We start from the raw sequence: 24,607 nt of genomic DNA on the forward strand, positions 1-24,607 counted from the left end.
GGCGCGGCACCGACCCCAGGCACACGGTGCGCGGCCCGCACCGACCGCGCCGGATGGGGGCACCCCCGGCCGAAGGCTGGGGGAGGGCGGGAGGGCGGGGAAACCCCCAACAGCAACCACAAACGGCGCCGCACACGACGACGCGCCGTCAGAAGAACGTGCGGACAAAATCGTGGACGACCCCGCCCTCGCCCACGACCGGCACGAGCTGCCACTTGTCGAACGCCGTGCAGGGATGCGAAACACCCAGCCCCACCCAGTCGCCGACCGCCAGGTCCCCCGCGTCGGGGGCGACGTCCACGAACGCGTGCTGGTCGGCGAGCTTCGTGACCGTCAGCCCGGCCGCCGGGACGGTCGTACCGTCGGCGCGGCGCACGACCTGCGGCACCGGGAGGTCGAGGTCGTACGGCGCGTCGCGCTTGCCCGCGTTGAGGAGGGCGAGCCCGGGCTCGGGCCGGGAGAGCACCTGCGTCCACAACCGGAACGCGGGCTCGAGCGACCCCTCCGCGGGGATGCGGTCGTGGAAGGGCGTGAGGCCGCGGTAGTGGACGTCGTCGTGGGTGACGTACGCCCCGGACCGCAGCAACCGCATTACCGGCCGGGACAGTTCGCCGATCGTGCCGAACGCGTCCGCCACCGCGTCGAACCATTCGCTGCCGCCCGCGCTCACCACGATCTCCTCGACGCCGGCGAAACGCCCCGCCGCGTCGAATTCCTGTGCCAGTCCCACGAGTTCGGCCAGCCACGCACGCGGGTCCGCCGCCGGCGCCTCGTAGCCCGCGACGCCGACCAGCCGCAGGTGCCGCGCCGCGGCGATCGCGTCGGCGACGCGCGCCGCCTCCTTGGCGCCGCGCACGCCCGTGCGGCCCCCAGTCGCGCCGAGCTCGACCACGACGTCGACGGTCTCCGTCAGGGCCGCGTCCATGAGTTCGGCCCCACGCACGGAGTCCACGTAGCAGACGAACCGGAACTCCGGACCGCCCGCGAGTTCACGGGACAGCCAGCGCAGCGCGGCCGCGTCGACGAGCTCGTTGGCGAGGAAGACGCGCCGTACACCGAACGCCCGGTAGACCCGCACCTGGTGCGGGGTGGCGGCGGTGATGCCCCACGCGCCGTGGTCGAGCTGGCGGGCGAAGAGCTGCGGGGCCATGGAGGTCTTGCCGTGCGGTGCGAAGGCCAGGCCGTGCCGGCCGGCCCAGTCGGCGAGCTGGGCGAGATTGTGCTCCAGGGCGGGGCCGGACAGCGTCAGCAACGGGGTGGTGAAGCCGCCGTCGAAGACGGTGCGGCGCTCGGCGGCGAGTTCGCCGACGGTCAGTCCGTCGGCGTCGGGCGGGAGGCCCTTGAAGCGGTGGTCCACCCGTTCCCGGTGCAGCTCGTCGATGCCCGTCAACCCGTCCATCCCGCCTCCCGTCCCTTGGCGTTGCAATATGCGCAACGGCCGTTGCGTACTGTGTTTCCCGCTGTCTAACATCCTGGCCCGCACCGGGTCAACGGTGCGCGGAGAGGAGCCGAAGTGACCGGGACCGCGGCCGTGGACGTCGTGTGCGTGGGCGAGTCCATGGTCACCTTCGTGCCCTCCACGGCCGGGGGCCGCCTCGCCGACGCCGCCTCCTTCGAGCGCGGCACCGGCGGCGCCGAGTCCAATGTGGCCTGCGCGCTGGCGCGGCTCGGGCACGCCGTGCGCTGGATCAGCCGGGTGGGCGCCGACCCCTTCGGCGAGCACCTGGTGGCGACGATCGCCGCCGCGGGCGTCGACGTCTCGGCGGTGCGCCGCGATCCGGAGCGCCCCACCGGGGTCTACTTCCGCTCCGGGGACGGCGAGGTCGCCTACTACCGGGCCGGCTCGGCGGCCACGGCGATGGGCCCGGGCAATGTCGGCCGCGCCGACGCGTGGGCGGGCCGGGTCCTGCACCTGTCCGGCATCACCGCGGCGCTCTCCGCGGGGTGCGCCGATCTGGTCGGCGAGCTCACCGCCCCAGGTCCGGGCCGTCCGCTGGTCTCCTTCGACGTCAACTACCGCCCCGCCTTGTGGCGTTCGGCGGATCCGGGGCGGCTCGCCGGGCTGGCCGCCCGGTGCGACCTCGTCCTGGTCGGCGAGGACGAGGCCGAGGCCGCCTGGGGCCTGCCGGACGCCGACGCCGTGCGCGAGGCCCTGCCCCGCCCCGCCGTCCTCGTCGTCAAGCAGGGGGCGCGGGGCGCCACCGCGTACGAGGGGACCGGCGACGGGTTCTTCGTCCCGGCGCCCGACACCCCCGTCGTCGACCTCGTCGGTGCCGGGGACGCGTTCGCGGCGGGCTTCCTGTCGGCGACGCTCCGCACGCTCCCGCTGGGCGAGCGGCTCCGGCTCGGTCACGCCCTGGCCGCCGCGGCGATCGGTGTGCGCGGCGACTCCCTCGCCGTCCTCGGCGACGAGGCATGGGGGAGACTGCGCGCATGAGCCAGACCGTGGACCGCGCGCTGCGCATCCTGCCCCTGCTCGCCGAGGGGCCCGCCAACCTCGAGCAGGTCGCCGCCCGCCTGGACGTGCACAAGTCCACCGCACTGCGTCTGCTGCGCACCCTGCACGAGCACGGCATGGTCTACCGCCAGGACGACCAGCGCTACCGCCTCGGCGCCCGGCTGTTCGCCCTCGCCCAGGAGGCCATGGAGAACCTGGACGTCCGCGGCATCGCCCATCCCCACCTCGTCGCCCTGGGCGAACTGACCGGGCACACCGTCCACCTCGCCGTGTACGAGGAGGGCGAGGTCGTCTACATCGACAAGGTGGAGAGCCGCTACCCGGTGCGGATGTACTCGCGGATCGGCAAACCCGTCGCGATCACGGTGGCGGCCGTCGCGAAGCTGCTGCTGGCCGACCTGCCCGAGGCCGAACGGCGCGCGGTCGCGCAGGGTCTGGAGTACCCGCGCTACACCGCCCGTTCCACCCCCGACGCGGCCGCCCACCTCGCCGAGCTCGCCCGGGTCCGCGAGCAGGGCTGGGCGAGCGACCTCGGCGGCCACGAGGAGTCCATCAACTGCGTGGCGGCTCCGATCCGCGGCGCCGACGGGCGCGTCGCGGCCGCCTGTTCCCTCTCCGCCCCCAATGTGGTCGTCGGCGCGGAGGAACTGCTGCGACTGCGCCCGCAGCTCCAGCGCACCGCGGAGGCGATCAGCCGCGAGTACTCCGGAAAACCCAGCGAAGGAAGCAGATGAGCGAGAAGACCGCGATCACCCCGGCCGGCCACACCGCCCCGCCGGCCAGGTTCTCCCACGGTGTGCGCAAGGGCAACATCCTGCAGGTCGCCGGGCAGGTCGGCTTCGGTCCCGCCGTGCCGGGCCAGGCGCCCGCGCCGGTCGGCCCGGGCCTGCGGGAGCAGACCCTGCAGACCCTCGCCAATGTGCAGGCGGTGCTGGAGGCCGGCGGCTCCTCCTGGGAGGACGTCGTCATGATCCGCGTCTATCTCACGGACACCGCGCACTTCCCCGAGTTCAACGCCCTCTTCGACGAGTTCTTCGCCGGCCTGAAGGGCGCCCCCGCCGCCCGTACGACGGTGTACGTCGGCCTGCCCGCGGGGCTGCTCGTCGAGATCGACGCCCTCGCCGTCCTGGACTGATCCCCCCCGGCACCCGTACGACGGCGGGACACCGCGCCCCCGGGGGACGGGACCTCTCCCGGGGGCGCGGTGCGTCGGTGGGCGCCGGCCTACGGCAGGGCGTCCAGGTGCGGGCCGACCGTGTTGGAGAAGCCGTTGCCGTTCGTCGCGTCCCAGTTGGTGGACCAGGTCATCGCGCCGCGCAGCGCCGGCCAGGTGGTGGGCGGCTTGAAGGAACCGCAGTTGGTGCCCTTGGTCAGGCAGTCCAGCGCGTTGTTGACGACGGTCGGCGAGACGTAGCCGCTGCCCGCCGCCCGGGTGGAGGCCGGCAGGCCGATGCCGACCTGGGACGGCGCCAGCCCGCTCTGCAGCTGGATGCAGGCCAGCGCGGTGATGAAGTCGACCGTGCCCTGCGAGTACACCTTGCCGTCGCAGCCGTTCATGGAACCGCTGTTGTAGTACTGGGTGTTGACGACGGTCAGGATGTCCTTGACGTTCAGCGCGGTCTGGAAGTAGCCGAAGGACGTCGACTGCATGTCGATGGTCTGCGGGGCCATCGTGATGACCAGTCCGGAGCCGGCCTTGGCGGACAGGGAGCGCAGCGCCTGCGTCATGTAGGTCGCGTTGATCCCGTTCTCCAGGTCGATGTCGACGCCGTCGAAGCCGTACGTCTGCATCAGCGAGAAGACGCTGTTGGCGAAGGCGTTCGCCGAGGCGGAGTCGGTGACGCTGATCGTGCCGTTCTGGCCGCCGACGGAGACGATGACCTTCTTGCCCGCCGCCTTCTTCGCCGCGATGTCGGCCTTGAACTGGTTCACCGGGTAGTTCAGCGCCGGGTCGAGGGTGAAGGAGACCGCGCCGGGCGTGGTCGTGGCGTCGGCGAACGACACCGCGATGATGTCGTACTGGCTCGGGACCTGGGCGATGGTCTGCACGGTCGCGCCGTTGTCGAAGTTCTGCCAGTACCCGGTGAGCACGTGCTTGGGCAGCGAGCCGCCGCCGGTGGGCGTGGGGGTCGGCGTCGGCGTGGGGGTCGGCGTGGGGGTGGGGGTGGGGGTCGGCGTCGGCGTGGGAGTGGGGGTCGGGGTGGGCGTCCCCGTGCCCGCCGCGCCGAGCAGGCTCACGTCGTCGGCGAAGTACGCGGGCTGGGCGTACCAGCCGTGCAGGTAGACGGTGACCGAGGTGGTGCTCGCGCCGGTGGTGAAACCGGTGGAGAGCTTCTGGTACGTCGGAGCCGACGGCGTCCACGTGGAGACCTCGGTCATCCCGGTGCCGGTGGCCCCGAGGTAGACGTACGAGCCCTGTACGAAGGCGCTCAGCTGGTAGGTGGAGTTGGGCCGGACGCTGATCGTCTGCGAGCAGCGGGCGTTCTCCGAGGAGGACGGGGCGGCCTGGAGGGCCTTGCCGCCGCCGTGTACCGGGCTGCCGACCGAGGAGCCGCTGGAGGCGGTGCAGGACCAGCCGGACAGGCCGCCCTCGAAGCCGCCGTTGACCACGAGGTCGGGGTCCGCGGCGCTGGCGCTGCCGGAGCCGGTGACGATTCCCGCCACCGCGAGGGCGGCGGCGCCGACGGCCGCCGCGGCTCTGAGGGCGGTGCGCCGTGGGCGTGCGTGTTCCACTACTGCCTCCTGGGGGCGAGGAGTTGGGCGGGTACGCGAGTGGCCACTCTTGTGTGGACGCAGTTTGGTCCAGACCAATCCAATGGTCAATACCTCTGCCGCCGTGCGTACTCCGCCGCCCCGCGGGTACCACCGACTTCATCAACTGTTCGGCGACTTTCCGCACTGCTTCGGCTACGCACGGATAAGCTCTCCGGGCAGGGACTGGGCGGGAGTTCCGGGAGGTCGCGGGTGTCGAGCGTCATAGCGGTCACGGCGGACGATCTCGCGCTCCCCTTGGAGCAGCACGTGATGCACACCGCAGCCGCCCTGGAGGCCCACGGCCACCTCGTCGTCCTCGCCCCGCCGGATCCCGCCGACCCGCTGCGCCGCCGCGTGCACACCGTGCGGGCCGCCCTGGAGGCGGACCGGGTGGCGATCGTCCCCGTCGACCTGCCCCCGCTCGCCGCCGTCCTGCTGGCCGAGCAGCTGCGCCAGCTCGCCGCCACCGACCTCGGGCCCGGCGTGCTCGCCGGAGCCGCCCGGCTGCTGTCGCACTACCTCCACTCCGGCGCGCTGCTCGGCTCGGTCAGCCGGCTCGACCGCGTGGACGTGCCGGTCGGCGCCCATCTGAAGTCGCTGGTGCCCGGGCGCCACTTCGCCGTCCTCGCCCATCCCGAACCGCACCTGTCCGAGGCGCGGCCCGACACCGTGCCCGCCGGACCGGCGTTCCTCACCCAGCTCGCCGTCGCGCACGGCCACGGCGTCGACCCGGAGTGGGTCACCGGACCGCTGGCCCGTACCTGGCGCAGCGAGCACGTGCGCGAGGTGCCGTTGCCCGCGGACTCGGCGCGCTGGTGGGGCACCGCCAAGCTGGTCGAGTTCACCGCGTACATCGCCGACATCGGCGTGCTGTACCAACTGGTCACCTCGGTCCGCCGGGACACCTGCGGCTGGTGCGGACTGGCGGTCATCGGCGACCGCTGCCCGTTCTGCTCGGCGACGGTGGACGGCCGGCAGCGCGTCCCGTCCCCCGAACGGCCGCGCCAGGTCGTGCACTCGGGGCCCCGCGCCCCCTCCCTGGCCTCCCGGTCCTCCCCCGTCCCCCAGGTCTCCCCCCACCAGCACTCGGCACTTGAGCGATAGGGCCCCACCTCTATGAACTCACGTCAGCGTCGCGGCGCCGTCCTCCTCGTGGTCTCCGCGCTGTGCGCGCTCGCCGCGTTCGCCGGGGTCGTCACCGTCATCGGGGACGCCCGCTCCCAGGTCGGGCCGAAGGTGACCGCCTACCGGCTGGCCGAGGACGTGCCCGCCTACGAGGCCGTCGGCCGCGCCCAACTGCAGGAGGTCCGGATACCGAAGCGCTGGCTGCCCGCCACCGCCGTCCGCGACGTCGGCCAGTTGAGCGGCAAGATAGCCGCCGTCCCGCTGCGCCGCGGCTCCCTGCTGCAGACGGACATGGTCGCCGCACGGCCGGCGCTCCGGTCCGGCCAGATGGAGATCGCGATCATGATCGACGCGGAGACCGGAGTCGCCGGGAAGATCACCCCCGGGGCGCGGGTCAACATCTTCGCCACCTTCGCCCCCCGCAAGGACACCGACCCCGAGGTCTCGAAGATCATCGTGTCCGGCGCCCGGGTCATCGACGTCGGCGAGATCAAGGCCTTCGACAGCGGCGGCGACAACCGCCGGGTCAGCAGCCAGGGGGTCCCCATCACCTTCGCCCTCGACGCCGCCGACGCCCAGCGGGTCGCCTTCGCCGAGTCCTTCGCCCGGCACGTACGGCTCGCCCTCGTGGCCCCGGGCGACGCTTCCGCCCCCTCCGAACGGGACCGCACCTACACCCTCGCCCGCGACGGAGCCGCCTCGTGACCGGCGTCCGCATCCTGTCGGGCACCCCCGACGCCGACACCGCCCGCGCCCTCACCGGGCTCCTCCACCAGTTGCCGGGAGCCGAACCCGGCCCCGCCCTGCCGGACTCCACCTCGCTGCTGGACGTCCTGGCCCGCGCCGCCGAGGCCGGGGTCGACGAACTGCCCGAGGTCGTCGTCGTCCACGACCGCATCACCCCGGTGCCCGCGCTCGAGGTCATCCGGGAGATCGCGCTGCGCTTCCCCGCGGTGGGCGTCATCCTGCTCACCGCCGACCACAGCCCCGCCGTCCTGTCCGGCGCCATGGACGCCGGCGCGCGCGGCGTCGCGGGGCTGCCGCTGTCGTACGACGAACTCGGCGCCCGCGTCGAGGCGGCGGCCGCCTGGGCGGCCGGCGTACGGCGCCACCTCAGCCCGCAGCAGCCCGCGCTGCCCGCCGTGCCCGGGGGCAGGCTGGTCGCCGTCGCCGGCGCGAAGGGCGGGGTCGGCACCACCGTCGTCGCCGTCCAGCTCGCCCTGGCCGCGCAGGCCGCCGGCAGGTCCACCGCGCTGGTCGACCTGGACCTCCAGGGCGGCGACGTCGCCTCCTACCTCGACGTCCAGTTCCGCCGCTCCGTCGCCGACCTCGCGGACATCGCCGACGTGACGACGCGCGTGCTGCAGGACGCCATGTACGTCCACGAGTCCGGGCCCGCGCTGCTGCTCGCCCCCGGCGAGGGCGAACGCGGCGAGGAGGTCACCGACCGCGCGGCCCGGCACGTGCTGCACGCCCTCCGGCAGCGGTACGAGGTCGTCATCGTCGACTGCGGAACCCAGATGACCGGCGCCAACGCCGTCGCCGTCGAGACCGCGGACACCGCGCTGCTGGTGACCACGCCCGACGTGGTCGCCGTCCGCGCCGCCAAGCGCATGGTGCGCATGTGGGACCGGCTCCAGATCCGCAAGCCCCAGGACGTCGTCGCCGCCGTCAACCGGTACACCCGGGGCAGCGAGATCCAGCCCTCCCTGATCGCCCGCATCACGGGCACCCGCGTCGCCTCCGCGGTGGTCCCGGCCGCCTTCCGGGAACTGCAGGCGGTCGTGGACGCCGGACGGCTCCAGGACCTCGACAACCGCTCCACCGTCAAGCAGGGCCTGTGGACGCTCGCCGCCGAGATCGGCGTCCGCGGCCCCGGGCAGGCGGTGACGCCCCGCCGGGGCCGCCGCGGCCGCGGGGAGCAGGGCCAGGTCACGCTGGAGACCCTCGGCATGACGCCGCTGATCCTGCTGGTGCTGATCCTGGTGTGGCAGGCGGTGCTGGCCGGGTACACCTTCACCCTCGCCGGCCACGCCGCCGACCGGGCCGCCAGGGCGGCGGCGGTGGGCGAGGACGCCCGGGCCGCGGCGGCCGACGACCTGCCGGGCGCGTGGACGATCGACGGCTTCGGCACCACCGGATCCGGCGGGATGGTCACGGTGGACGTCGGGCTCAAGGTCCCCGTTCTCTTCCCCGGCGCCATCGACTTCCCGCTGACCGTCCACGGCCACGCCTCGGCGGTCGACGAAGAGGCGGGCGCACCGTGACCGCCCCGGGCCGGCGGCGGGACCGGGGCAGCGCCTCCCTCGAATTCCTGGGGATGCTGCCGATCCTGCTCCTGATCGCGCTCGCGGGCCTCCAACTGGGCCTGGCCGCCTACACCGCCGCCCAGGCCGGCACGGCGGCCCGCGCCGCCGCGCGCATGGAAGCCGTGCACGACCACCCGGTGAGCGGGACCGCCGCGGGCACGCAGGCGGTGAGCTCCTGGCTGCGGGACGGTACGGAGGTGGCCACCTCCGGCGGCGCGGGGGACTCCGTGCGGGCGACGGCGACGGTGGAGATCCCCTCGGTGTTCCCGGGGTTCAGCCCCGGCTCCGTCACCCGGACCGCCACGATGCCCAGGGAGGACGACGAGGGGGCCGACGAATGAGCCTGCGCGACCGTATCGCCGCGAACGAGGAGACCGCCCCGCAGACCCAGGAGGGCCACCTCGTCGCCGTCTACCGGGCCAAGCTCCTCCAGGAGATCGACCTCGCCGAGATGTCGGCGCTCGCCGCCGCGGAGCGCCGGGTGCGCCTGGAACGCGTGCTCGGCCACATCATCAGCCGTGAGGGCCCGGTGCTCTCCACCAGGGAGCGCACCGGCATCATCCGCCGGGTCGTGGACGAGGCCCTGGGCCTCGGCATCCTCGAACCGCTGCTGGAGGACGCCTCCATCACCGAGATCATGGTCAACGGCCCCGACCGGATCTACATCGAGCGGGCCGGACGGGTCGAGCCGGTCGCCGCCCGGTTCAGCAGCTCCGAGCAGCTGCTGCAGACCATCGAGCGGATCGTGTCGACCGTCAACCGCCGGGTCGACGAGTCGAATCCGATGGTGGACGCCCGGCTGCCCTCCGGTGAGCGCGTCAACGTCATCATCCCGCCGCTGTCGCTGACCGGCCCGGTCCTCACCATCCGCCGCTTCCCCCGCGCGTACGCCCTGCACGAGTTGATCGGCCTCGGCACCCTCGACGAGCACATGCTGATGCTGCTCTCCGCCCTCGTGCGGGCCAAGTTCAACATCATCGTCAGCGGCGGCACCGGCTCCGGCAAGACCACGCTGCTCAACTCGCTGTCCGGGCTCATCCCGGACGGCGAGCGCATCATCACCGTCGAGGACGCCGCCGAACTCCAGCTCCAGCAGGAGCACGTCGTACGCCTGGAGAGCCGGCCGCCCAACGTCGAGGGCCAGGGCCGGATCACCATCCGCGACCTCGTGCGGAACTCGCTGCGCATGCGCCCCGACCGGATCATCGTCGGCGAGGTCCGCGGCGGCGAGACCCTCGACATGCTGCAGGCGATGTCGACCGGCCACGACGGCTCGCTGGCCACCGTGCACGCCAACTCCGCCGAGGACGCGGTGCTCAGGCTCCAGACGCTGGCCTCGATGTCGGAGGTGAAGATCCCCTTCGAGGCGCTGCGCGACCAGATCAACAGCGCCGTCGACGTCATCGTCCAGCTGCGGCGCGATGTCGACGGCACCCGCCGGATCGCCGAGATCGCCGTGCTGTCCTCGCGCGGACGCGACACCTTCCGCCTGATCACCGCGACCCGCTTCCGGGCCGAGCCGATGGGGCCCGACCGGATCGTACGGGGCTGGTTCCAGCACCAGCCCGTGCCGCGCGAACTGGCCGAACGCTTCCACCTGGCGGGCGAGTCCGTGCCGGCGGCCTTCGGGGTCGGCGAGACCGAGCTGGAACTGTCGAGCCGGGAGGCGAAGTGAGCGCGGGGACCCTGGCCCTGGCGGTGCTCGGCGTGACCGGCCTCGCGCTGGTGCTGGGCGTCTGGGGCCTGCACTCCTGGAGCGGCGGACGGGCCGACCGCGCCGCACTCGTGGACCGGCTGGCTGAGATCCCGGCCGCGGAACGGCGCGCCGTGCCCTTCGCCGGACTGGACCGGCGGGTCCGGGGCACGGCGTGGGGCCGTCGGCTGGCCGCGCGGCTCGCCGCCACCGGGACCGACCTGACGCCGGGGCAGTTCACCGCCGCCGCCCTCGGAATCGTCGGCGGCGCCTGGCTGGTGGCCGACATCGTGCTGGCCCCCTTCTTCGGGCCCATCGCCGCGCTGCTGGCGGCCTGGGCGGTCAGCTCCTTCCTGGGCTGGCGGCGGCGGGTGCGCACCGAGCGCTTCATCGCGCAACTGCCCGAACTCGCCCGCGTCCTCGCCAACGCCACCCAGGCGGGCCTCGCCCTGCGCACGGCGGTCGGCATGGCCGCGGAGGAGCTGGAGGCACCGGCCGGGGAGGAGCTGCGGAAGGTCGCCGACGCCATGGCGCTCGGCCACTCGATCGAGGACGCCCTCGCCGAACTGCAGGAGCGGCTGCCCAGCCGTGAACTGGTGGTGCTGGTCTCGACGCTCGTCCTGTCCTCCCGGGCCGGCGGCTCGGTCGTGGAGTCGCTGCGGAACCTGACGGTGACCCTGGAGGAGCGCAAGGAGACGCGGCGCGAGATCCGCACCCAGATGTCCCAGGTCACGGTCACCGCATACGCCGTCCCCGTCATCGGCGTCGGCTCCCTGCTGCTGCTCAACCAGATCATGCCGGGGTCCCTGAGCGCGATGACCGGCTCCGGGGCCGGGCGGATCGCCGTACTCGTCGCACTCGGCCTCTACATCGTCGGATTCGCGCTCATCCGCCGCATGTCGCGGATCGACGTGTGAAAGGGGGACCGGACCGTTGATCGCGCTCGCGCTGGCCGCCGTCGTCGCCCTCGCCGTGGTGGGCATCTGCTACGGCGTCGGCATCTACCGTTCCGAGGTCAAGCTGCCGAGCGACCTCCAACTGGCCCTGGAAGTCGGCCGGACCCGCACCACCAAGGTCGGCAACGCCGTCGACCGCCTCGGCATGCGCTGGGCCCCCCTGGTGCTGCGCCTCATGGGCCCGGCCCGGGTCAACCGGGTCCGCGCCCGCATCGACCACGCCGGCCACCCCTACGGCCTCACCGTCGACCGCTACGCCGCGCGCCGCGCGGTCTACGGCGTCCTCGGCGGTCTCGCGGCCGTGGTGCTGCTCCGGGCCGGCCACTGGTTCGCCGCCCTCCTGATGGTCGCCTACGGCCTGGGCTGGACGGACCTGGGCATCTGGCTCGCGGTCCGCAAGCGCCGCGACGAGATCGAGCGCACCCTCCCCGACTTCCTCGACGTCCTCGCGGTGGTGGTGAGCGCGGGCCTCGGATTCCGCCAGGCCCTCGAACGCGTCTCCTCCGTCTACCAGGGCCCCTGGAGCGACGAGATCCGCATCGCCCTGCGCCAGATGGACGTCGGAGTCAGCCGCCGCGACGCGTTCGACCAGCTGCGCAGACGCAACGGCAGCGAGCAGGTGGGGCAGTTCGTCACGGCCCTGCAGCAGGGCGAGGAACTGGGCGCGCCCATCGCCCGCACGCTCCTCCAGATCGCCACGGACATGCGGCGCACCGAGGCCCAGAACGCCCGCCGCCGCGCGGCCCGCACGGTGCCGCGCGCGACCGGCGTCGTCACGACGCTCCTCGTGCCCGCCACGATGATCCTGCTGATGACGGGCACGATCCTCGGATCGCGCATCAACTTCGGTGACCTGCTGGGGTGATGGGGGTGACAGTGCCGTGAGCGCATGTCCGGGGTGCGTGGTGGGTAGTGACCGGAGCCGCCAATTTGGGTGCGGAGCCCACGGTTGCGGTGTACCTTTGCAGTCGCAACCACATTTGCACCTGCAATCAGGCACGGATCGCTGCGGGTTGACCCGATGGGAGGCGGTGCGCCGTGGACCTCACCGGCACCGCAGCCGCCCGCGGCGATAGCCAGACCCCGGCCGACGCAAGGGGCGCGGCCGGCGTACGTCACGTGACTACGGTTTGGGGCACGGAAGATGAGCAGGTGGGTTGTGAACCGGCTGACCGCGCTGCGCATACGCATGCGCGTGCGCGGCGACGCGGGGCAGACGTCGTTCGAGTACCTGGGCATCGCGGTGGTGATCGCGGTCATCATCGGTGTGCTGGCGACGACGGACATCGGCCAGGCGGTGAAGTCCGGCATCCTCGACAAGATCGCGGACATCGTCGGCGGGGGCTGAACCGGCGGTTCGACGGCGACGGCGGCCAGACCCTCGGCCTCTACATTGTGGCCGTCGCGGCCCTGTTCTTCCTCGCCTTCGCCTACTTCGCCGTGGGGCAGGCCGCCTCCGTCCGCAACACCGCGCAGACCGCCGCCGACGCCTCGGCACTCGCGGCCGCGCGAGAGGTGAGGGACAGTGTTCGGGAGCCTTTTCTCGATGCGTTGGAGGCGGGAGACCTGGACCGGCTCCGGGAACTGCTCGTCTTGAACGGGATGACGCCTGACGACGCTTGTGGCGCGGCGGCGAACTACGCCGGTCAGAACAGTGCGGTTGTCGACGCGTGCAACGTCGGTGGCCCGGGACGCGCCACGGTCGCCCTTCACACTTCAGGGACGGTCGGCGAGTCGGTCGTGCCGGGCACCGAGTCGATGCACGCGCGCGCCACCGCCACGGCGGTCGTCGAAAGTCGGTGCGTTGTCGACGACAAGGACGGCGACGAGATCGCGTTCATCTGTGATGGGGACGAAGTATCCGTGGACCCGACGGCCGACGATTTCGATCTGAACCTGGCGGAGTTCTACTCCGTCCATCTCAGCGAGTGAGGAACGGGGGACCGATGCGTATCCAGAAGCAGGGCCTGGCCGCAATCGTCGCCGTGGTTCTCGCTGCGGCACTTTCAGGGTGCGGCGGCGGTGACGGAGACGACAAGACCGCAGCCACGCCGTCCGCGAAGACGAGCGCGCCGGGCGCTTCGAACAAGCCGAGTGCCGATCCTTCGGATGAGCCGACCCAAATCCTCGCCCAGATGAAGGGCGAGAAGGACATCACGGTCACCCTGAGCGAGGCCACACGTGACTCAGGCGGATTCGTCACGGTCAAGGGCACGCTCACCAACGACGGCACGTCCCCCTTCAACGCGACCTCGTGGGTGGGTCAGGAGGTCGCCCTCCAGAAATCCGGCGCCTCCGTCGCCGGTGCCGTCCTGGTCGACGCGGTGGGCAAGAAGCGCTACTACGTGCTCCGGGACACCGAGGGCAAGTGCCTGTGCACGATGGGCCTCACCCTGATCAAGCCGGGCGAGACCCGGCCCGTCTTCGCTCAGTTCCCGGCTCCGCCGGCCGGCACCACCGAGGTGGAGTTCCAGCTGCCGACGATGCCCCCTGCCAAGATCACGATCACGGAGGGGTGAGCCATGCCCCGTCCACGTCGGCATCCCCGGCCCGGTGTCGCGGCCGCGCTCGGCCTCGCGCTCGTGCTCACGCCGCTCAGCGCCGCGAGCGCGCGGGCGGATGACGATCCGACGGCGCAGCCGACCCCTTCCGCGCCCACGAAGGTCGACGAGGGCGATCCGGACCTGGAGCTGCCCGAGGGGGCCACGCTGGCGCCGCCCAAGGTGCTGGACATCGTCGCCGTGACCGATGCGTCGTCCTCCGAGAACGCCTCGGCCGACGACGGCGAGGAGCGGCACGAGGAGTCGAACTCCTCCGTCACCTACGCCCTTCAGGCGGACGTCCTGTTCGGCCGGGACAGCGCCAAGCTGAACGCGGCGGCCACCGCTCGCATCAAGGCCATCGCGTCCGACATCGATGCCAAGAACGTCACGCAGCCGATTCGCGTCTTCGGGTTCACGGACGACCTCGGCTCGTACGAGCACGGCAAGGTGCTCTCCAAGAAGCGCGCAGACGCCGTCTACAAGATCCTCGCGGAGGAGCTCGGCTCACTCGGCAACGCCGGCCACTCGTTCCAGGTGCGCGGTTACAGCGAGGACTATCCGATCGCCGACAACTCCACCGAGGCGGGCCGCAAGCAGAATCGCCGTGTCGAGATCACGTTCCGCCCTTCGTAGCGCGGCCGGCGCTCGCCCTCGCCCATGCCGTGCCATCCCACGCCGTGCCGTGGCGTGTCGTGTCGCGGGTCAACACAACGGGTCACCCACGCGGGTGGGCAGTGCCGGCCCGCCCCTTAAATTCCCCGCCAAGTCGCCGGTGCGCTGCGTGACGAAACGCATGCGGTGCGGATGTGACGTGGGTGGGCGAAGCGGCAGATTCGGGGCCAATCGGTCTAATCGCCCAACGATCGGAACGCTTCTTCGAGGGAACCTTCACATCTCCCTCATGACCTTGGACCGGGAGAGCGGTTCCGGCGCGGTACCTTGGAATCCCCCCCCTCGGGCCGGTCCGCTCTCCCCCCCTGCGGACCGGCCCGTCTTCTTTCCCCGCCTCATTCCGTCAGGAAGGGCCGTACGCGCGCCAGGAAGAGGTCCGGTCGCTCGTTGTACGCCTCGTGGGCCGCGGGCAGGGTCGCGTACACGGCGCCGGGCGGCAGCGAGCGGCGGGCCCGGCGGCCGTCGGTCGGCACGGGGAGCAGTGGATCACGGCGCCCCCAGAGCAGCAGGACGGGCGGGACGATCCCGGGCAGCGCGTCGGTCAGCGCGAAACCCGGCGCGGCGAAGGCGCGCCACAGGGCGCAGTGCACCGCCAGCCGGGTGGCGTCGGCGGGGACCCTGCGGGCCCGGTCGTAGGTCGCGCGGGCGCTCGTCGTACGGAGCCGGCCCAGGTAGGCGCGGGCCAGTGGGGCGAGGAGACGCCGGGCGCGGGACGGACGGCCCATCACGGCGCGGCAGAACCAGCGGGTCACGGGGGTGTGCCGGGTGAAGCCGGCCGGGTCGACCAGGACGATGCCGGCGATCCGCGCAGGGCGGCGCTCGGCCAGTCGCACGGCGACCCATCCGCCCACGCTGTTCCCGATGACGTACGCGCGGGGCGCGCCGCTGCGGGCGATGGCTTCGAGGGCGCGCTCGGCGATGTCCGCCAGCGCCTCGGGGGTGACGGAGGCCGGAGCGGTCGCGGTGGACCGCCCGTAGCCGGGCCAGTCGAGGGCGAAGACCTCGCGCTCCGCGGCGAGCCCGGCCGCCACGGCGCCGTAGTCGCGGCTGTCCCCGGGGTTGGCGTGCAGCAGCAGCACGGGCGTGCGCGGAGCGCCGGTGGCCGGGGTGCCGAGGCGGTGCAGGGCGACGTCGCCCAGCGGGGTGGCGAGCACGGTGTGGCCCATGGCGGGGAGCGTAGTGCCGGGGCGGTGCGGCCGAACCTCCTTTGCGCGGAGCGGATCGGGTGAGCTGCGGCACCCGTCCGTGCCGGAACCGCCCGGGCTCCCCGGGTGTCTCGTTACGACGACGGGGGTGTGCGCCCCCGCCGCAGTGACGGGGGATGTCGATGGACTCTGCGATACCGGTGCTCTTCACCCTGGTGGCCGTGCTGATCACACTCGTACCGCTGGTGATCGCGGTGCGCGCGGGCCGCCGTCTGCTGTGGATCCGGCGGGCCGTGCACGGAGGGCTGCGCGCCGAGGGGCGGTGCGTCCGGGTGTACACGACCGTGGGTTCGACGGGCGAGGGGCCGACCCACTCGCGGCAGCACTTCGTCTTCGCGTTCCGCACCGCCGACGGGCGTGACGTCCGCTTCGAGGACCCGGGGGCGCCGGGCACGACGATCGAGGGCGACCATCTGACGGTGGCCTACGTGCCCGAGGCCCCCGAGCGAGCGCTGGTCGTGCCGGCCGGCTACCGGGTGCCCTACGGCCAACTGGCCCTGACGTTCCTCTTCCTGGCGATCTTCATCGTCCTCGGCATCGTGCTGGTGGTCGGGGGCGTGCAGGTCGCCGGCGCCTTCGACGACTTCTCCGGTTACCCGGACTTCGGCGGCGAGGGCGTCTAGGGCCGGCCCCCGCCGAGTGGCCGCGGCCGCCCGTCGCGGACGGTGCGTCATCGCCGCGGAGCGGACGGGACGCGGGTCCGCGGGGCGGATCGTCCACCGGGGCCGCGTGCCCGGCGCCCCGCCGGACGGGCGGCCGGAGGGCCCGCCCGCTCCGCGCGGCCCGTCAGCGCGGGCCCTGCTCCACGCTCAGCGCCGTGCCGCGCACCAGGCCCCACGCCGCCATCGCGCCCGCCTCCGCCTCCAGCACATGCCGGGCCCGCAGCCGCGGCCGGCCCACCCGGCCCGGCGGCATGGTCCGGACGGCCAGGATCCGCAGCCCGCGGTCGAGGTAGGCGACGTCGATGGCGAAGCGCATGCCCAGGGTGTGCACACTCGCGGCGGGCGTGAGCAGCAGCGCGCCGGCGATCCCGGTACGGCCCAACAGGCCCCGGGTGCGCGCCCGGTAGGAGGACGCGATCTCCAGCGGTACGCCGTCGTCGTCCCCACCCGCCGCGCCGGAGACGCGCAGCAGCCCGGCTCCGTCGCGCAGCCGGTCGCCCAATTGGCTCACGTCCCCTCGCGTGGTGCTTCCGTGTACGGTCGGGCCCGATGCATGTCTATCCGATCGCCGCGGCCGCCGTCTGGGGAACCGTCGCGGGGCTCGCCCTGCCGCGCCCGGCGCACCGGCTGTCCGTCGGGCCGGACGACCCCCGGCGGACCCGGTGTCCGGCGGATCGGCCCTACCCGCGCGGGTGGCGCGGCTGGTGGGGGCCGGCGCGCAACGCCGGCGACCCGGCCGGCGGATGGCGGTACGCGCTGGTCACCGCCGCCGTCTGCGCGCTCGTGGCGGCGCGCACCGGGGCGCGGCCCGAACTGGCGGTGTGGTTGCTGCTCGTCCCGCTCGGAGTGCTGCTCGCACGGGTCGATCTGACGGTGCTGCGGCTCCCGGACGTGCTGACGCTCCCCGCCGCCGCCGGGACGGCGGCGCTGCTGGGGGTGGCCGCGCTGCTCCCGGGCCATGACGGGTCGTGGCCCCGGGCCCTGCTGGGGGCGGCCGCGCTGGGGCTGTTCTACCTTGTGCTGCACCTGGTCAACCCGGACGGCATGGGCTTCGGCGACGTCAAACTCGCCCCCACGGCGGGCCTGGTCCTCGCCTGGTACGGGTGGGGGACGGTCGCCGTCGGCACCTTCGCCGCCTTCGCCCTGGGCGCGGTCACGGGCCTGGTGCTGCTGGCGGCCCGCCGCGCCGGCCGCCGTACGCCGCTGCCCTTCGGGCCGTTCATCCTGGCCGGCGCCCTGGCCGGACCGCTGCTGCCGTCCTGACCAGGGCGCCCGCCGAACTCACGCGTCGCTGCTGCGGGACCAGAGGTTGACGCCCGACTCGAGGGCGAACTCGTCGATCTCGGCGAGGTCCTCGGCCGTCAGCGGGGCGGCGCCCACCGCCGCGACGTTGGCCTCCAGCTGGGCGACGCTCGACGCGCCGATCAGCGCCGAGGTGACCCGCTTGTCGCGCAGCACCCAGCTCAGCGCGAGCTGCGCCAGCGACTGGCCGCGCCGGGCGGCGATGCCGTTGAGGCCGCGCAGCCGCCGCACGACCTCGTCGGTGATCAGGGTGGGGTCGAGGGACTTGCCCTGGGCGGCCCGGGAACCCTCGGGGATGCCGTTCAGGTACTTGTCCGTCAGCAGGCCCTGGGCCAGGGGGACGAAGGGGATGCAGCCCATGCCCTCCTCGTCCAGGACGTCCAGCAGCCCGTCGTCCTCGACCCAGCGGTTGATCATCGAGTAGGACGGCTGGTGGATCAGCGCCGGCACGCCCATCTGGCGCAGCAGACCGGCCGCTTCGCGGGTGCGCTGCGCGCTGTAGGAGGAGATGCCGACGTAGAGCGCCTTGCCCTGCTGGACGGCGGACGCGAGGGCGCCCATCGTCTCCTCCAGCGGCGTGTCCGGGTCGAAGCGGTGCGAGTAGAAGATGTCGACGTAGTCCAGGCCCATCCGGCCCAGGGACTGGTCGAGCGAGGAGAGCAGGTACTTGCGGCTGCCCCACTCGCCGTACGGGCCGGGCCACATGTCGTACCCGGCCTTGGTCGAGATGACCAGTTCGTCGCGGTAGGGCCGGAAGTCCTGGGCGAGGATGGTCCCGAAGTTGCTCTCGGCGGAGCCGTAGGGCGGGCCGTAGTTGTTGGCCAGGTCGAAGTGGGTGACGCCGAGGTCGAAGGCGCGGCGCAGGATGGCGCGCTGCGAGTCGAGCGTGCGGTCGTCGCCGAAGTTGTGCCAGAGCCCGAGGGAGATCTCGGGGAGCTTCAGGCCGCTGCGGCCGGTACGGCGGTACGCCATCGCGTCGTAGCGCTCGTCGGGGGCGCGGTAGAGAGAACGAATATCCACAGAATCGGTCCTATCACGACGGTGGTCCACCGCCTCGCACCCGGTTCGGCGGCCCGCGGAAACGCGCAGTAGGGTGTCGAGGGGGTGACGACCGCAGGAGGGGCCCGCCAATGAATCTGCGCGACCTGGTACGTCTCAGGTTGACCGACCTGTACGCCCACCGTGTGGAGCGCCGACTCGACCTGTCGCAGGGCCCCAAGCACATCGGCGTCATCCTGGACGGCAACCGGCGGTGGGCCAAGGCCGCCGCCCGGACGACCGAGCAGGGCCACCGGGCCGGCGCGGACAAGATCACCGAGGTGCTCGGCTGGTCAGAGGAGACCGGCGTCGAGGTCGTCACGCTCTGGCTGCTCTCCACGGACAACCTGGACCGCCCGGCGGAGGAACTCGTCCCGCTGCTCGGCATCATCGAGGACGCGGTCCGCGGTCTCGCGGCGACCGGCCGCTGGCGCGTGCACCACGTGGGCGCGCGGGATCTGCTGCCGGCCCGCACCCAGTCCGTCCTCAAGGAGGCCGAGCAGGCCACGGAGGGCGTCGAGGGCATACTCGTCAACGTCGCCGTGGGTTACGGCGGCCGTCAGGAGATCGCCGACGCGGTCCGCTCCCTCCTCCACGAGCACGCCGGCCGCGGCACCTCCATCGAGGACCTCGCGGAGATCCTCGACATCGACCACATCGCGGAGCACCTCTACACCCGCGGCCAGCCCGATCCCGACCTCGTCATCCGCACCTCCGGCGAGCAGCGCCTGTCGGGTTTCATGCTCTGGCAGAGCGCGCATTCGGAGTACTACTTCTGCGAGGTCTTCTGGCCCGCGTTCCGCAGGGTGGACTTCCTGCGGGCACTGCGCGACTACGCGGCCCGGCACCGGCGCTACGGCGCCTGAGGCCCGCCGCCCGCGCGGGCGGGGCCGCCGGGGAGAGATGCGCCACACCGGCGTCGCGGCGGACGGCCGGGGGCGCGGTGGCCGGATTACGTCCCGGCGACGGGGGCGGAAACACCGGGCGGCCGGGCGGCAAGGGTAGGGCCTGGGCCAACACCTGTCATATGCAGTCGCATAGGCCTTCACTTTCGAGGGAATACACCCGTCAGACCGACATCCGGCCCATGGATGTCGGACAGAAGCGGACGGCACCTGGCCCGTCCGCCCGGGAGGCCCTTTGCTCACGGACGTGCCGTTGTCAACCCTTGACTCAGACGGCATTGACCGCGTCGACTCGAAGGGTCGTGGTTCGGCCCTTGTGGTCGGTCCCGGCCCTGTCCCGCGCGACGCCGTCGCACCCGCACCTCTTCCGAGGGGGTTCGTCCACACGTGGTGACCAGCAAGAATCGCCGTGAGCACGACCGGCGCACTTACGTACTCGACACCAGCGTGCTGCTTGCCGACCCGCATGCCCTCCTCCGCTTCGACGAGCACGAGGTGGTCCTGCCGGTCGTGGTGGTGACCGAGTTGGAAGCCAAGCGCCACCACCCCGAGCTCGGCTACTTCGCCCGCCAGGCGTTGCGGCTGCTCGACGAGTACCGGATCCGGTACGGGCGGCTGGACGCACCCATCCCGATCGGCGAGCTGGGCGGCACCCTGCGCGTCGAACTGAACCACTCGGACCCGGGCGTGCTGCCCGCGGGGTTCCGGCTGGGCGACAACGACTCGCGGATCCTCGCCGTGGCCCGGAACCTCCAGGCCGAGGGGTACGACGTCACCGTCGTCTCCAAGGACCTGCCGCTGCGCGTCAAGGCGTCCTCCGTCGGCCTGCTGGCGGAGGAGTACCGGGCCGAGCTGGCGATCACGTCCGGATGGACGGGGATGCACGAGCTGCAGGTCGCGGCCCAGGAGGTGGACGAGCTCTTCCAGTCGGAGACCGTCGACCTGCCCGACGTGGCCGGGCTGCCGGTGCACACCGGCCTGGTCCTGCAGTCCGAGCGCGGCAAGGCGCTCGGCCGGGTGACGGCCGACGGCCGGGTCCGGCTGGTGCGCGGCGACCGGGAGGCCTTCGGCATCCACGGCCGCAGCGCGGAGCAGCGGATCGCGCTGGACCTGCTGCTCGACCCGGACGTCGGCATCGTGTCGATGGGCGGCCGGGCCGGCACCGGCAAGTCGGCGCTGGCACTGTGCGCCGGCCTGGAGGCGGTGCTGGAGCGTCAGCAGCACCAGAAGGTCATGGTCTTCCGGCCGCTGTACGCCGTCGGCGGGCAGGAGCTCGGCTATCTGCCGGGTTCCGAGGCGGAGAAGATGAGCCCGTGGGCCCAGGCGGTCTTCGACACCCTGGGCGCCGTGACGTCGAAGGAGGTCATCGAGGAGGTCGTGGCCCGCGGCATGCTGGAGGTCCTGCCCCTCACGCACATCCGGGGCCGCTCCCTGCACGACGCCTTCGTGATCGTGGACGAGGCGCAGTCCCTCGAGCGCAACGTCCTGCTGACCGTGTTGTCCCGAATCGGGCAGAATTCCCGGGTTGTCCTCACTCATGACGTCGCCCAGCGCGACAACCTGAGGGTGGGTCGGTACGACGGAGTGGTCGCCGTCGTCGAGAAGCTCAAGGGCCACCCGCTGTTCGCGCACATCACCCTGACCCGCTCCGAGCGCTCGCCGATCGCGGCGCTCGTGACGGAGATGCTGGAGGACGGCCGGGCGTAACAGGCGAGGTTGACGGTCCGCTAGGCTGCTGCGCCGCAAAGGCGCAGCAGCCTAGCGCTGTCCGCGGCCGCTACGGACGCGTACGAGAAAATTCCGTGACCCACGTGGCGTGTGAGTTTTGACACGCAACGGGGAATTGCGTTGACGCGTCCGCCTGCGGCAGGCTGTCGGTTCTGTCAGGCCCCCGCCCTCGGCACACCCGTACCCGAAAACGTACGGAACCTCAGAACTGAACAGCGTTCGCCGTGGGCCGCCCGAGCTGAATCAGCGGACTCCCGCCCCATCGGGGGAGCCCCACCGGGCCAGTGCTTCTGTGACCGGTGTAGGAGGAAGCCAGTGCGATGGGGCACGATCGCGTCCGTGAGGTCACCAAACGGGCGACGCTGGAAGGAAACCGTGTGAGCCGGATCTCGGTCCGGGGATTCGCGGTGGCTTCGGCCACTGCGGTCACCACTGTGGGCGCCGTCGTCGGTGTCGCCTCCGGGAGCGAGGGGGGCCTTCAGCCCGTCGCCGCCGCCGATGCGACCACCGTTCTCGCGGACATACCCGCGGGACAGCAGGTTCAGCAGGCTTCCCTGACGCAGCAGGTGCAGGCGCAGTCCGACGCCGCCGACGCCGGTGCGAAGAAGGCCGCGGAGGAGGCAGCGCGCAAGCAGGCCGCCAAGGACGCCTCCGCCCGCAAGAAGGCCGAGGAGAAGGCCGAGGCCGACCGGAAGGCCGAGGCGGCCTCCCGCGCCGCCGAGCGTGCCGCGCTGGTCGTGAAGGCCTCGTACTCCATCGCCGAGGTCCAGGCCATGGCGCAGGGGATCATCGGCGACGCCTCGCAGTACCAGTGCTTCTCCAACATCGTCACCCGTGAGAGCGGTTGGAACTACACCGCGACGAACGCCTCCTCGGGCGCGTACGGCCTCGTCCAGGCCCTGCCCGGCTCCAAGATGGCCTCCGCGGGCGCCGACTGGCGCACCAACCCCGGTACCCAGATCAAGTGGGGTCTGAAGTACATGGACAGCCGCTACGGCAGCCCCTGCGGCGCGTGGTCGTTCTGGCAGGCCAACCACTGGTACTAGGTCACACCGTCACAAACTCTCGACGAGCCCCTGACCCCTTTGCGGGGTGAGGGGCTCGTTGCGCGTACGGTGGTGCGGACGGACAGGCCGCGGGGGGCGGGGGACAGGGGAAGCGATGTCGGACAAGCGACCATGGGGCTCCGGGCTGGCCGCGGAGCTCGCCAAGCTCGCCGGGAGGCTGGAGGAACAGCGCCGGGCCGCGGCCGCGGGCGCCCGCGATGAGGCGCGCCGCCAGGAGGAGCAGACCGCGCGCCGGCCCGTGCCGCGCGCATCCGGCCCGGGCGACCCGGTCGCCCAGGTGCCGTGGAGCATGCGGGTCGCGGCCGAACTCGGCTGGCGGCTGCTGGTGCTGGCCGGCACCGTCTGGGTGCTGATGCGGGTGATCGGCACGATACAGCTGGTCGTCCTCGCCTTCGTCGCCGCGCTGTTGATCACCGCGCTGCTGCAGCCCTTCGTGGGCCGGCTGAAGCGGATGGGGGTGCCGCGCGGGTTCGCCACGGCCATCGTCTTCATCGGCGGCTTCGTGATGATGGGCCTGGTCGGCTGGTTCGTGGTCTGGCAGGTCATGGAGAACATCGACAACCTCTCCAGCAGCCTCCAGGACGGCATCAGCGAGCTGAAGCGCTGGCTGCTCAACAGCCCGTTCCACGTCACCGAGGACCAGATCAACCAGATCGCCAAGAACCTCCAGGAGGCGATCGGCACCAACTCCAAGGCGCTCACCGACGCCGGACTGCAGGGCGTCACCGTCGTCGTGGAGATGCTCACCGGCATCCTGCTGGCGATGTTCAGCACGCTCTTCCTGCTCTACGACGGCCGCAACATCTGGAACTGGTTCCTCAAGCTCTTCCCCGTGGCCGCCCGCGACGGGCTCGGCGGGGCCGGGCCGCGCGCCTGGCGCACCCTCACCCTCTATGTGCGCGGCACGGTGATAGTGGCCCTGATCGACGCCATCTTCATCGGCATCGGCATCTTCTTCCTCGGAGTGCCGATGGCGGTGCCGCTGGCCGTCATCATCTTTCTCGCGGCCTTCGTGCCGCTGGTCGGCGCGGTCGCCTCGGGTGCCATCGCGATGGTGGTGGCGCTGGTGACGGAGGGTCCGTTCACGGCGCTGATGGTGCTGGTGGTGGTCCTGCTGGTGCAGCAGATCGAGGGCCACATCCTGCAGCCGTTCATCCTGGGCCGGGCGGTGCGGGTGCATCCGCTCGGCGTGATCCTGTCGGTGGCGGCCGGTTCGCTCATCGCCGGGATCGGCGGGGCGGTCGTCGCCGTGCCCCTGGTCGCGGTGACCAACACCGTCGTCGGCTATCTGCGGGTCCACTCCCGCGAGGCGGCGATGGCCGACGAACCCGGACCGCACGGCGCGACGGCCGCGGAGGTGGCCCCGGTCGGCGCCCCGGGTCTCGTGGACGCCACACCGGAGGAGACGGCCTGACGGACCGAACGGTCCGAGCGCTCGAACCCGCGGCCGCCCTCCCCGGAGGGCGGCCGCGGTGCGTCCGACGGCCGCGCGTCACGCACTCGGGCCCGACGAAGCGTCACCGTGACCCCGGGGCGACCCCGGGGCGACCCCGGGCGGCCCCGGGCGGCCCCGGGCCGACCATGGCGGGCCCGCGCGGGACAGCCGACGGGCCCGGCACCCCGAAGGGTGGCCGGGCCCGAGGGGGCACGGGTCACGCGCCGGCGAGGACCGCCTCGGCGTCCAGGGTCGCCGCGACCGCCTGCACGACGGCAGCGATCTTGAAGGCCTCCTGGATCGTCTCGCGCTCGACGCCCGCCGTGCGGAGCACCTGCTCGTGCGAGTCGAGGCACATCCCGCAGCCGTTGATCGCCGAGACCGCCAGCGACCAGAGCTCGAAGTCGGTCTTCTCGACGCCCGGGTTGCCGATGACGTTCATCCGCAGACCGGCCCGCAGGTTGCCGTACTCCGGGTCCGACAGCAGGTGCCGGGTCCGGTAGTAGACGTTGTTCATCGCCATGATGGCGGCGGCGGCCTTGGCGGCCTGGTACGCCTCGGGCGTCAGGTTCTCGCGGGCCTCGGGCTCCAGCGCGCGCAGCACGATCGCGGAGCGGGAGGCGATGGCGGTCGCCAGCACCGTGCCCCACAGCTGCTGCCCGGGAAGGTCGGAGTTGCCGATCACGGAACCCAGGTTGAGCTTGAGGTCCTTGGCGTAGTCCGGCAGCGCGGACTTCAGCTCATCGAGCGCCACG

Annotated in this window: 26 protein-coding genes; 20 read left to right on the top strand and 6 right to left on the bottom strand. The window is 72.6% G+C overall.

The window, feature by feature from the left end; translation table 11 throughout:
• Positions 1 to 148 precede the first annotated feature (148 nt).
• Positions 149 to 1,399 carry an alanine racemase gene (locus AB0F62_RS35920; RefSeq protein ID WP_361809443.1) on the bottom strand — a complete coding sequence of 417 codons (1,251 nt, stop codon included), beginning with the start codon at positions 1,397 to 1,399 and terminating at the stop codon, positions 149 to 151.
• A gap of 114 nt (positions 1,400 to 1,513) precedes the next feature.
• On the opposite strand from AB0F62_RS35920, the gene AB0F62_RS35925 reads away from it, so the two are divergent.
• Genes AB0F62_RS35925 through AB0F62_RS35935 form a run of 3 tightly spaced genes read left to right on the top strand, consistent with a single transcriptional unit; the run spans position 1,514 to position 3,593 of the window.
• Complete coding sequence (locus AB0F62_RS35925) at positions 1,514 to 2,437, top strand: sugar kinase (RefSeq protein ID WP_361809445.1); 924 nt, start codon at positions 1,514 to 1,516, stop codon at positions 2,435 to 2,437.
• Positions 2,434 to 3,192 (top strand): IclR family transcriptional regulator, encoded by a 759-nt coding sequence (locus tag AB0F62_RS35930; RefSeq protein WP_361809447.1) that lies wholly within the window; start codon positions 2,434 to 2,436, stop codon positions 3,190 to 3,192. The genes AB0F62_RS35925 and AB0F62_RS35930 overlap by 4 nt, the downstream gene beginning before the upstream one ends.
• Complete coding sequence (locus AB0F62_RS35935; protein ID WP_361809449.1) at positions 3,189 to 3,593, top strand: RidA family protein; 405 nt, start codon at positions 3,189 to 3,191, stop codon at positions 3,591 to 3,593. The genes AB0F62_RS35930 and AB0F62_RS35935 overlap by 4 nt, the downstream gene beginning before the upstream one ends.
• An 89-nt stretch (positions 3,594 to 3,682) precedes the next feature.
• Here AB0F62_RS35935 and AB0F62_RS35940 read toward each other — a convergent pair whose 3' ends face one another.
• Complete coding sequence (locus AB0F62_RS35940; protein WP_361809451.1) at positions 3,683 to 5,191, bottom strand: glycosyl hydrolase family 18 protein; 1,509 nt, start codon at positions 5,189 to 5,191, stop codon at positions 3,683 to 3,685.
• A gap of 231 nt (positions 5,192 to 5,422) precedes the next feature.
• Between AB0F62_RS35940 and AB0F62_RS35945 the strand changes: the two genes are divergently transcribed.
• From AB0F62_RS35945 to AB0F62_RS35995, 11 genes are all read left to right on the top strand, one after another.
• Positions 5,423 to 6,316 carry a hypothetical protein gene (locus AB0F62_RS35945; protein ID WP_361809453.1) on the top strand — a complete coding sequence of 298 codons (894 nt, stop codon included), beginning with the start codon at positions 5,423 to 5,425 and terminating at the stop codon, positions 6,314 to 6,316.
• Positions 6,317 to 6,328: 12 nt separating this feature from the next.
• The gene (gene cpaB / locus AB0F62_RS35950; RefSeq protein WP_361809455.1) at positions 6,329 to 7,042 is read left to right on the top strand and encodes a Flp pilus assembly protein CpaB; all 714 of its coding nucleotides are present in this window, start codon (positions 6,329 to 6,331) and stop codon (positions 7,040 to 7,042) included.
• Positions 7,039 to 8,604 carry a P-loop NTPase gene (locus AB0F62_RS35955; RefSeq protein ID WP_361809457.1) on the top strand — a complete coding sequence of 522 codons (1,566 nt, stop codon included), beginning with the start codon at positions 7,039 to 7,041 and terminating at the stop codon, positions 8,602 to 8,604. Before cpaB ends, AB0F62_RS35955 begins: the two co-directional genes overlap by 4 nt.
• A complete protein-coding gene (locus AB0F62_RS35960) occupies positions 8,601 to 8,987 on the top strand; it encodes a TadE/TadG family type IV pilus assembly protein (RefSeq protein ID WP_361809459.1) in 387 nt (128 codons plus the stop codon). Before AB0F62_RS35955 ends, AB0F62_RS35960 begins: the two co-directional genes overlap by 4 nt.
• Positions 8,984 to 10,321, top strand: coding sequence for a CpaF family protein (locus AB0F62_RS35965; RefSeq protein WP_361809461.1), 1,338 nt, complete (start codon positions 8,984 to 8,986; stop codon positions 10,319 to 10,321). The genes AB0F62_RS35960 and AB0F62_RS35965 overlap by 4 nt, the downstream gene beginning before the upstream one ends.
• The gene (locus AB0F62_RS35970; RefSeq protein ID WP_361809463.1) at positions 10,318 to 11,256 is read left to right on the top strand and encodes a type II secretion system F family protein; all 939 of its coding nucleotides are present in this window, start codon (positions 10,318 to 10,320) and stop codon (positions 11,254 to 11,256) included. Before AB0F62_RS35965 ends, AB0F62_RS35970 begins: the two co-directional genes overlap by 4 nt.
• Positions 11,257 to 11,272: 16 nt before the next feature.
• Positions 11,273 to 12,160 carry a DUF5936 domain-containing protein gene (locus AB0F62_RS35975; protein ID WP_361809465.1) on the top strand — a complete coding sequence of 296 codons (888 nt, stop codon included), beginning with the start codon at positions 11,273 to 11,275 and terminating at the stop codon, positions 12,158 to 12,160.
• Between the two features lie 279 nt (positions 12,161 to 12,439).
• A complete protein-coding gene (locus AB0F62_RS35980) occupies positions 12,440 to 12,643 on the top strand; it encodes a hypothetical protein (protein ID WP_361809467.1) in 204 nt (67 codons plus the stop codon).
• Complete coding sequence (locus AB0F62_RS35985; protein WP_361809509.1) at positions 12,640 to 13,227, top strand: pilus assembly protein TadG-related protein; 588 nt, start codon at positions 12,640 to 12,642, stop codon at positions 13,225 to 13,227. The genes AB0F62_RS35980 and AB0F62_RS35985 overlap by 4 nt, the downstream gene beginning before the upstream one ends.
• Positions 13,228 to 13,430: 203 nt before the next feature.
• Entirely contained in the window at positions 13,431 to 13,814 is a 384-nt protein-coding gene (locus AB0F62_RS35990) for a hypothetical protein (protein WP_361809469.1), read from the top strand.
• A gap of 3 nt (positions 13,815 to 13,817) precedes the next feature.
• Positions 13,818 to 14,471, top strand: a complete 654-nt coding sequence (locus AB0F62_RS35995; protein WP_361809471.1) for an OmpA family protein — start codon at positions 13,818 to 13,820, stop codon at positions 14,469 to 14,471.
• Between the two features lie 374 nt (positions 14,472 to 14,845).
• Here AB0F62_RS35995 and AB0F62_RS36000 read toward each other — a convergent pair whose 3' ends face one another.
• The gene (locus AB0F62_RS36000; RefSeq protein WP_361809473.1) at positions 14,846 to 15,676 is read right to left on the bottom strand and encodes an alpha/beta hydrolase; all 831 of its coding nucleotides are present in this window, start codon (positions 15,674 to 15,676) and stop codon (positions 14,846 to 14,848) included.
• Between the two features lie 161 nt (positions 15,677 to 15,837).
• On the opposite strand from AB0F62_RS36000, the gene AB0F62_RS36005 reads away from it, so the two are divergent.
• Positions 15,838 to 16,338 carry a DUF3592 domain-containing protein gene (locus tag AB0F62_RS36005; protein WP_361809475.1) on the top strand — a complete coding sequence of 167 codons (501 nt, stop codon included), beginning with the start codon at positions 15,838 to 15,840 and terminating at the stop codon, positions 16,336 to 16,338.
• A 163-nt stretch (positions 16,339 to 16,501) separates the two neighbouring features.
• Here the strand turns inward: AB0F62_RS36005 and AB0F62_RS36010 are convergent, their stop codons facing one another.
• Positions 16,502 to 16,867 (bottom strand): DUF192 domain-containing protein, encoded by a 366-nt coding sequence (locus AB0F62_RS36010; protein ID WP_361809511.1) that lies wholly within the window; start codon positions 16,865 to 16,867, stop codon positions 16,502 to 16,504.
• Between the two features lie 59 nt (positions 16,868 to 16,926).
• Between AB0F62_RS36010 and AB0F62_RS36015 the strand changes: the two genes are divergently transcribed.
• Positions 16,927 to 17,640 (top strand): A24 family peptidase, encoded by a 714-nt coding sequence (locus tag AB0F62_RS36015; RefSeq protein WP_361809477.1) that lies wholly within the window; start codon positions 16,927 to 16,929, stop codon positions 17,638 to 17,640.
• An 18-nt stretch (positions 17,641 to 17,658) separates the two neighbouring features.
• Here the strand turns inward: AB0F62_RS36015 and mgrA are convergent, their stop codons facing one another.
• Complete coding sequence (gene mgrA, locus AB0F62_RS36020; protein WP_361809479.1) at positions 17,659 to 18,699, bottom strand: L-glyceraldehyde 3-phosphate reductase; 1,041 nt, start codon at positions 18,697 to 18,699, stop codon at positions 17,659 to 17,661.
• 110 nt (positions 18,700 to 18,809) lie between these two features.
• On the opposite strand from mgrA, the gene AB0F62_RS36025 reads away from it, so the two are divergent.
• The 4 genes from AB0F62_RS36025 to AB0F62_RS36040 all read left to right on the top strand — a co-directional run bounded on the left by AB0F62_RS36025 (position 18,810) and on the right by AB0F62_RS36040 (position 23,831).
• Positions 18,810 to 19,583, top strand: coding sequence for an isoprenyl transferase (locus tag AB0F62_RS36025; protein ID WP_361809481.1), 774 nt, complete (start codon positions 18,810 to 18,812; stop codon positions 19,581 to 19,583).
• Between the two features lie 426 nt (positions 19,584 to 20,009).
• Positions 20,010 to 21,329 carry a PhoH family protein gene (locus AB0F62_RS36030; protein ID WP_361809483.1) on the top strand — a complete coding sequence of 440 codons (1,320 nt, stop codon included), beginning with the start codon at positions 20,010 to 20,012 and terminating at the stop codon, positions 21,327 to 21,329.
• 398 nt (positions 21,330 to 21,727) lie between these two features.
• Positions 21,728 to 22,396 (top strand): transglycosylase SLT domain-containing protein, encoded by a 669-nt coding sequence (locus tag AB0F62_RS36035; RefSeq protein WP_361809485.1) that lies wholly within the window; start codon positions 21,728 to 21,730, stop codon positions 22,394 to 22,396.
• Between the two features lie 115 nt (positions 22,397 to 22,511).
• Complete coding sequence (locus AB0F62_RS36040; protein ID WP_361809487.1) at positions 22,512 to 23,831, top strand: AI-2E family transporter; 1,320 nt, start codon at positions 22,512 to 22,514, stop codon at positions 23,829 to 23,831.
• 238 nt (positions 23,832 to 24,069) lie between these two features.
• On the opposite strand, the gene AB0F62_RS36045 is transcribed toward AB0F62_RS36040, so the two are convergent.
• A complete protein-coding gene (locus tag AB0F62_RS36045) occupies positions 24,070 to 24,606 on the bottom strand; it encodes an alkyl hydroperoxide reductase (RefSeq protein WP_361809489.1) in 537 nt (178 codons plus the stop codon).
• Position 24,607: the final 1 nt, after the last annotated feature.

The organism is Streptomyces sp. NPDC026673, from assembly GCF_040638135.1.
Lineage (GTDB): Bacteria > Actinomycetota > Actinomycetes > Streptomycetales > Streptomycetaceae > Actinacidiphila.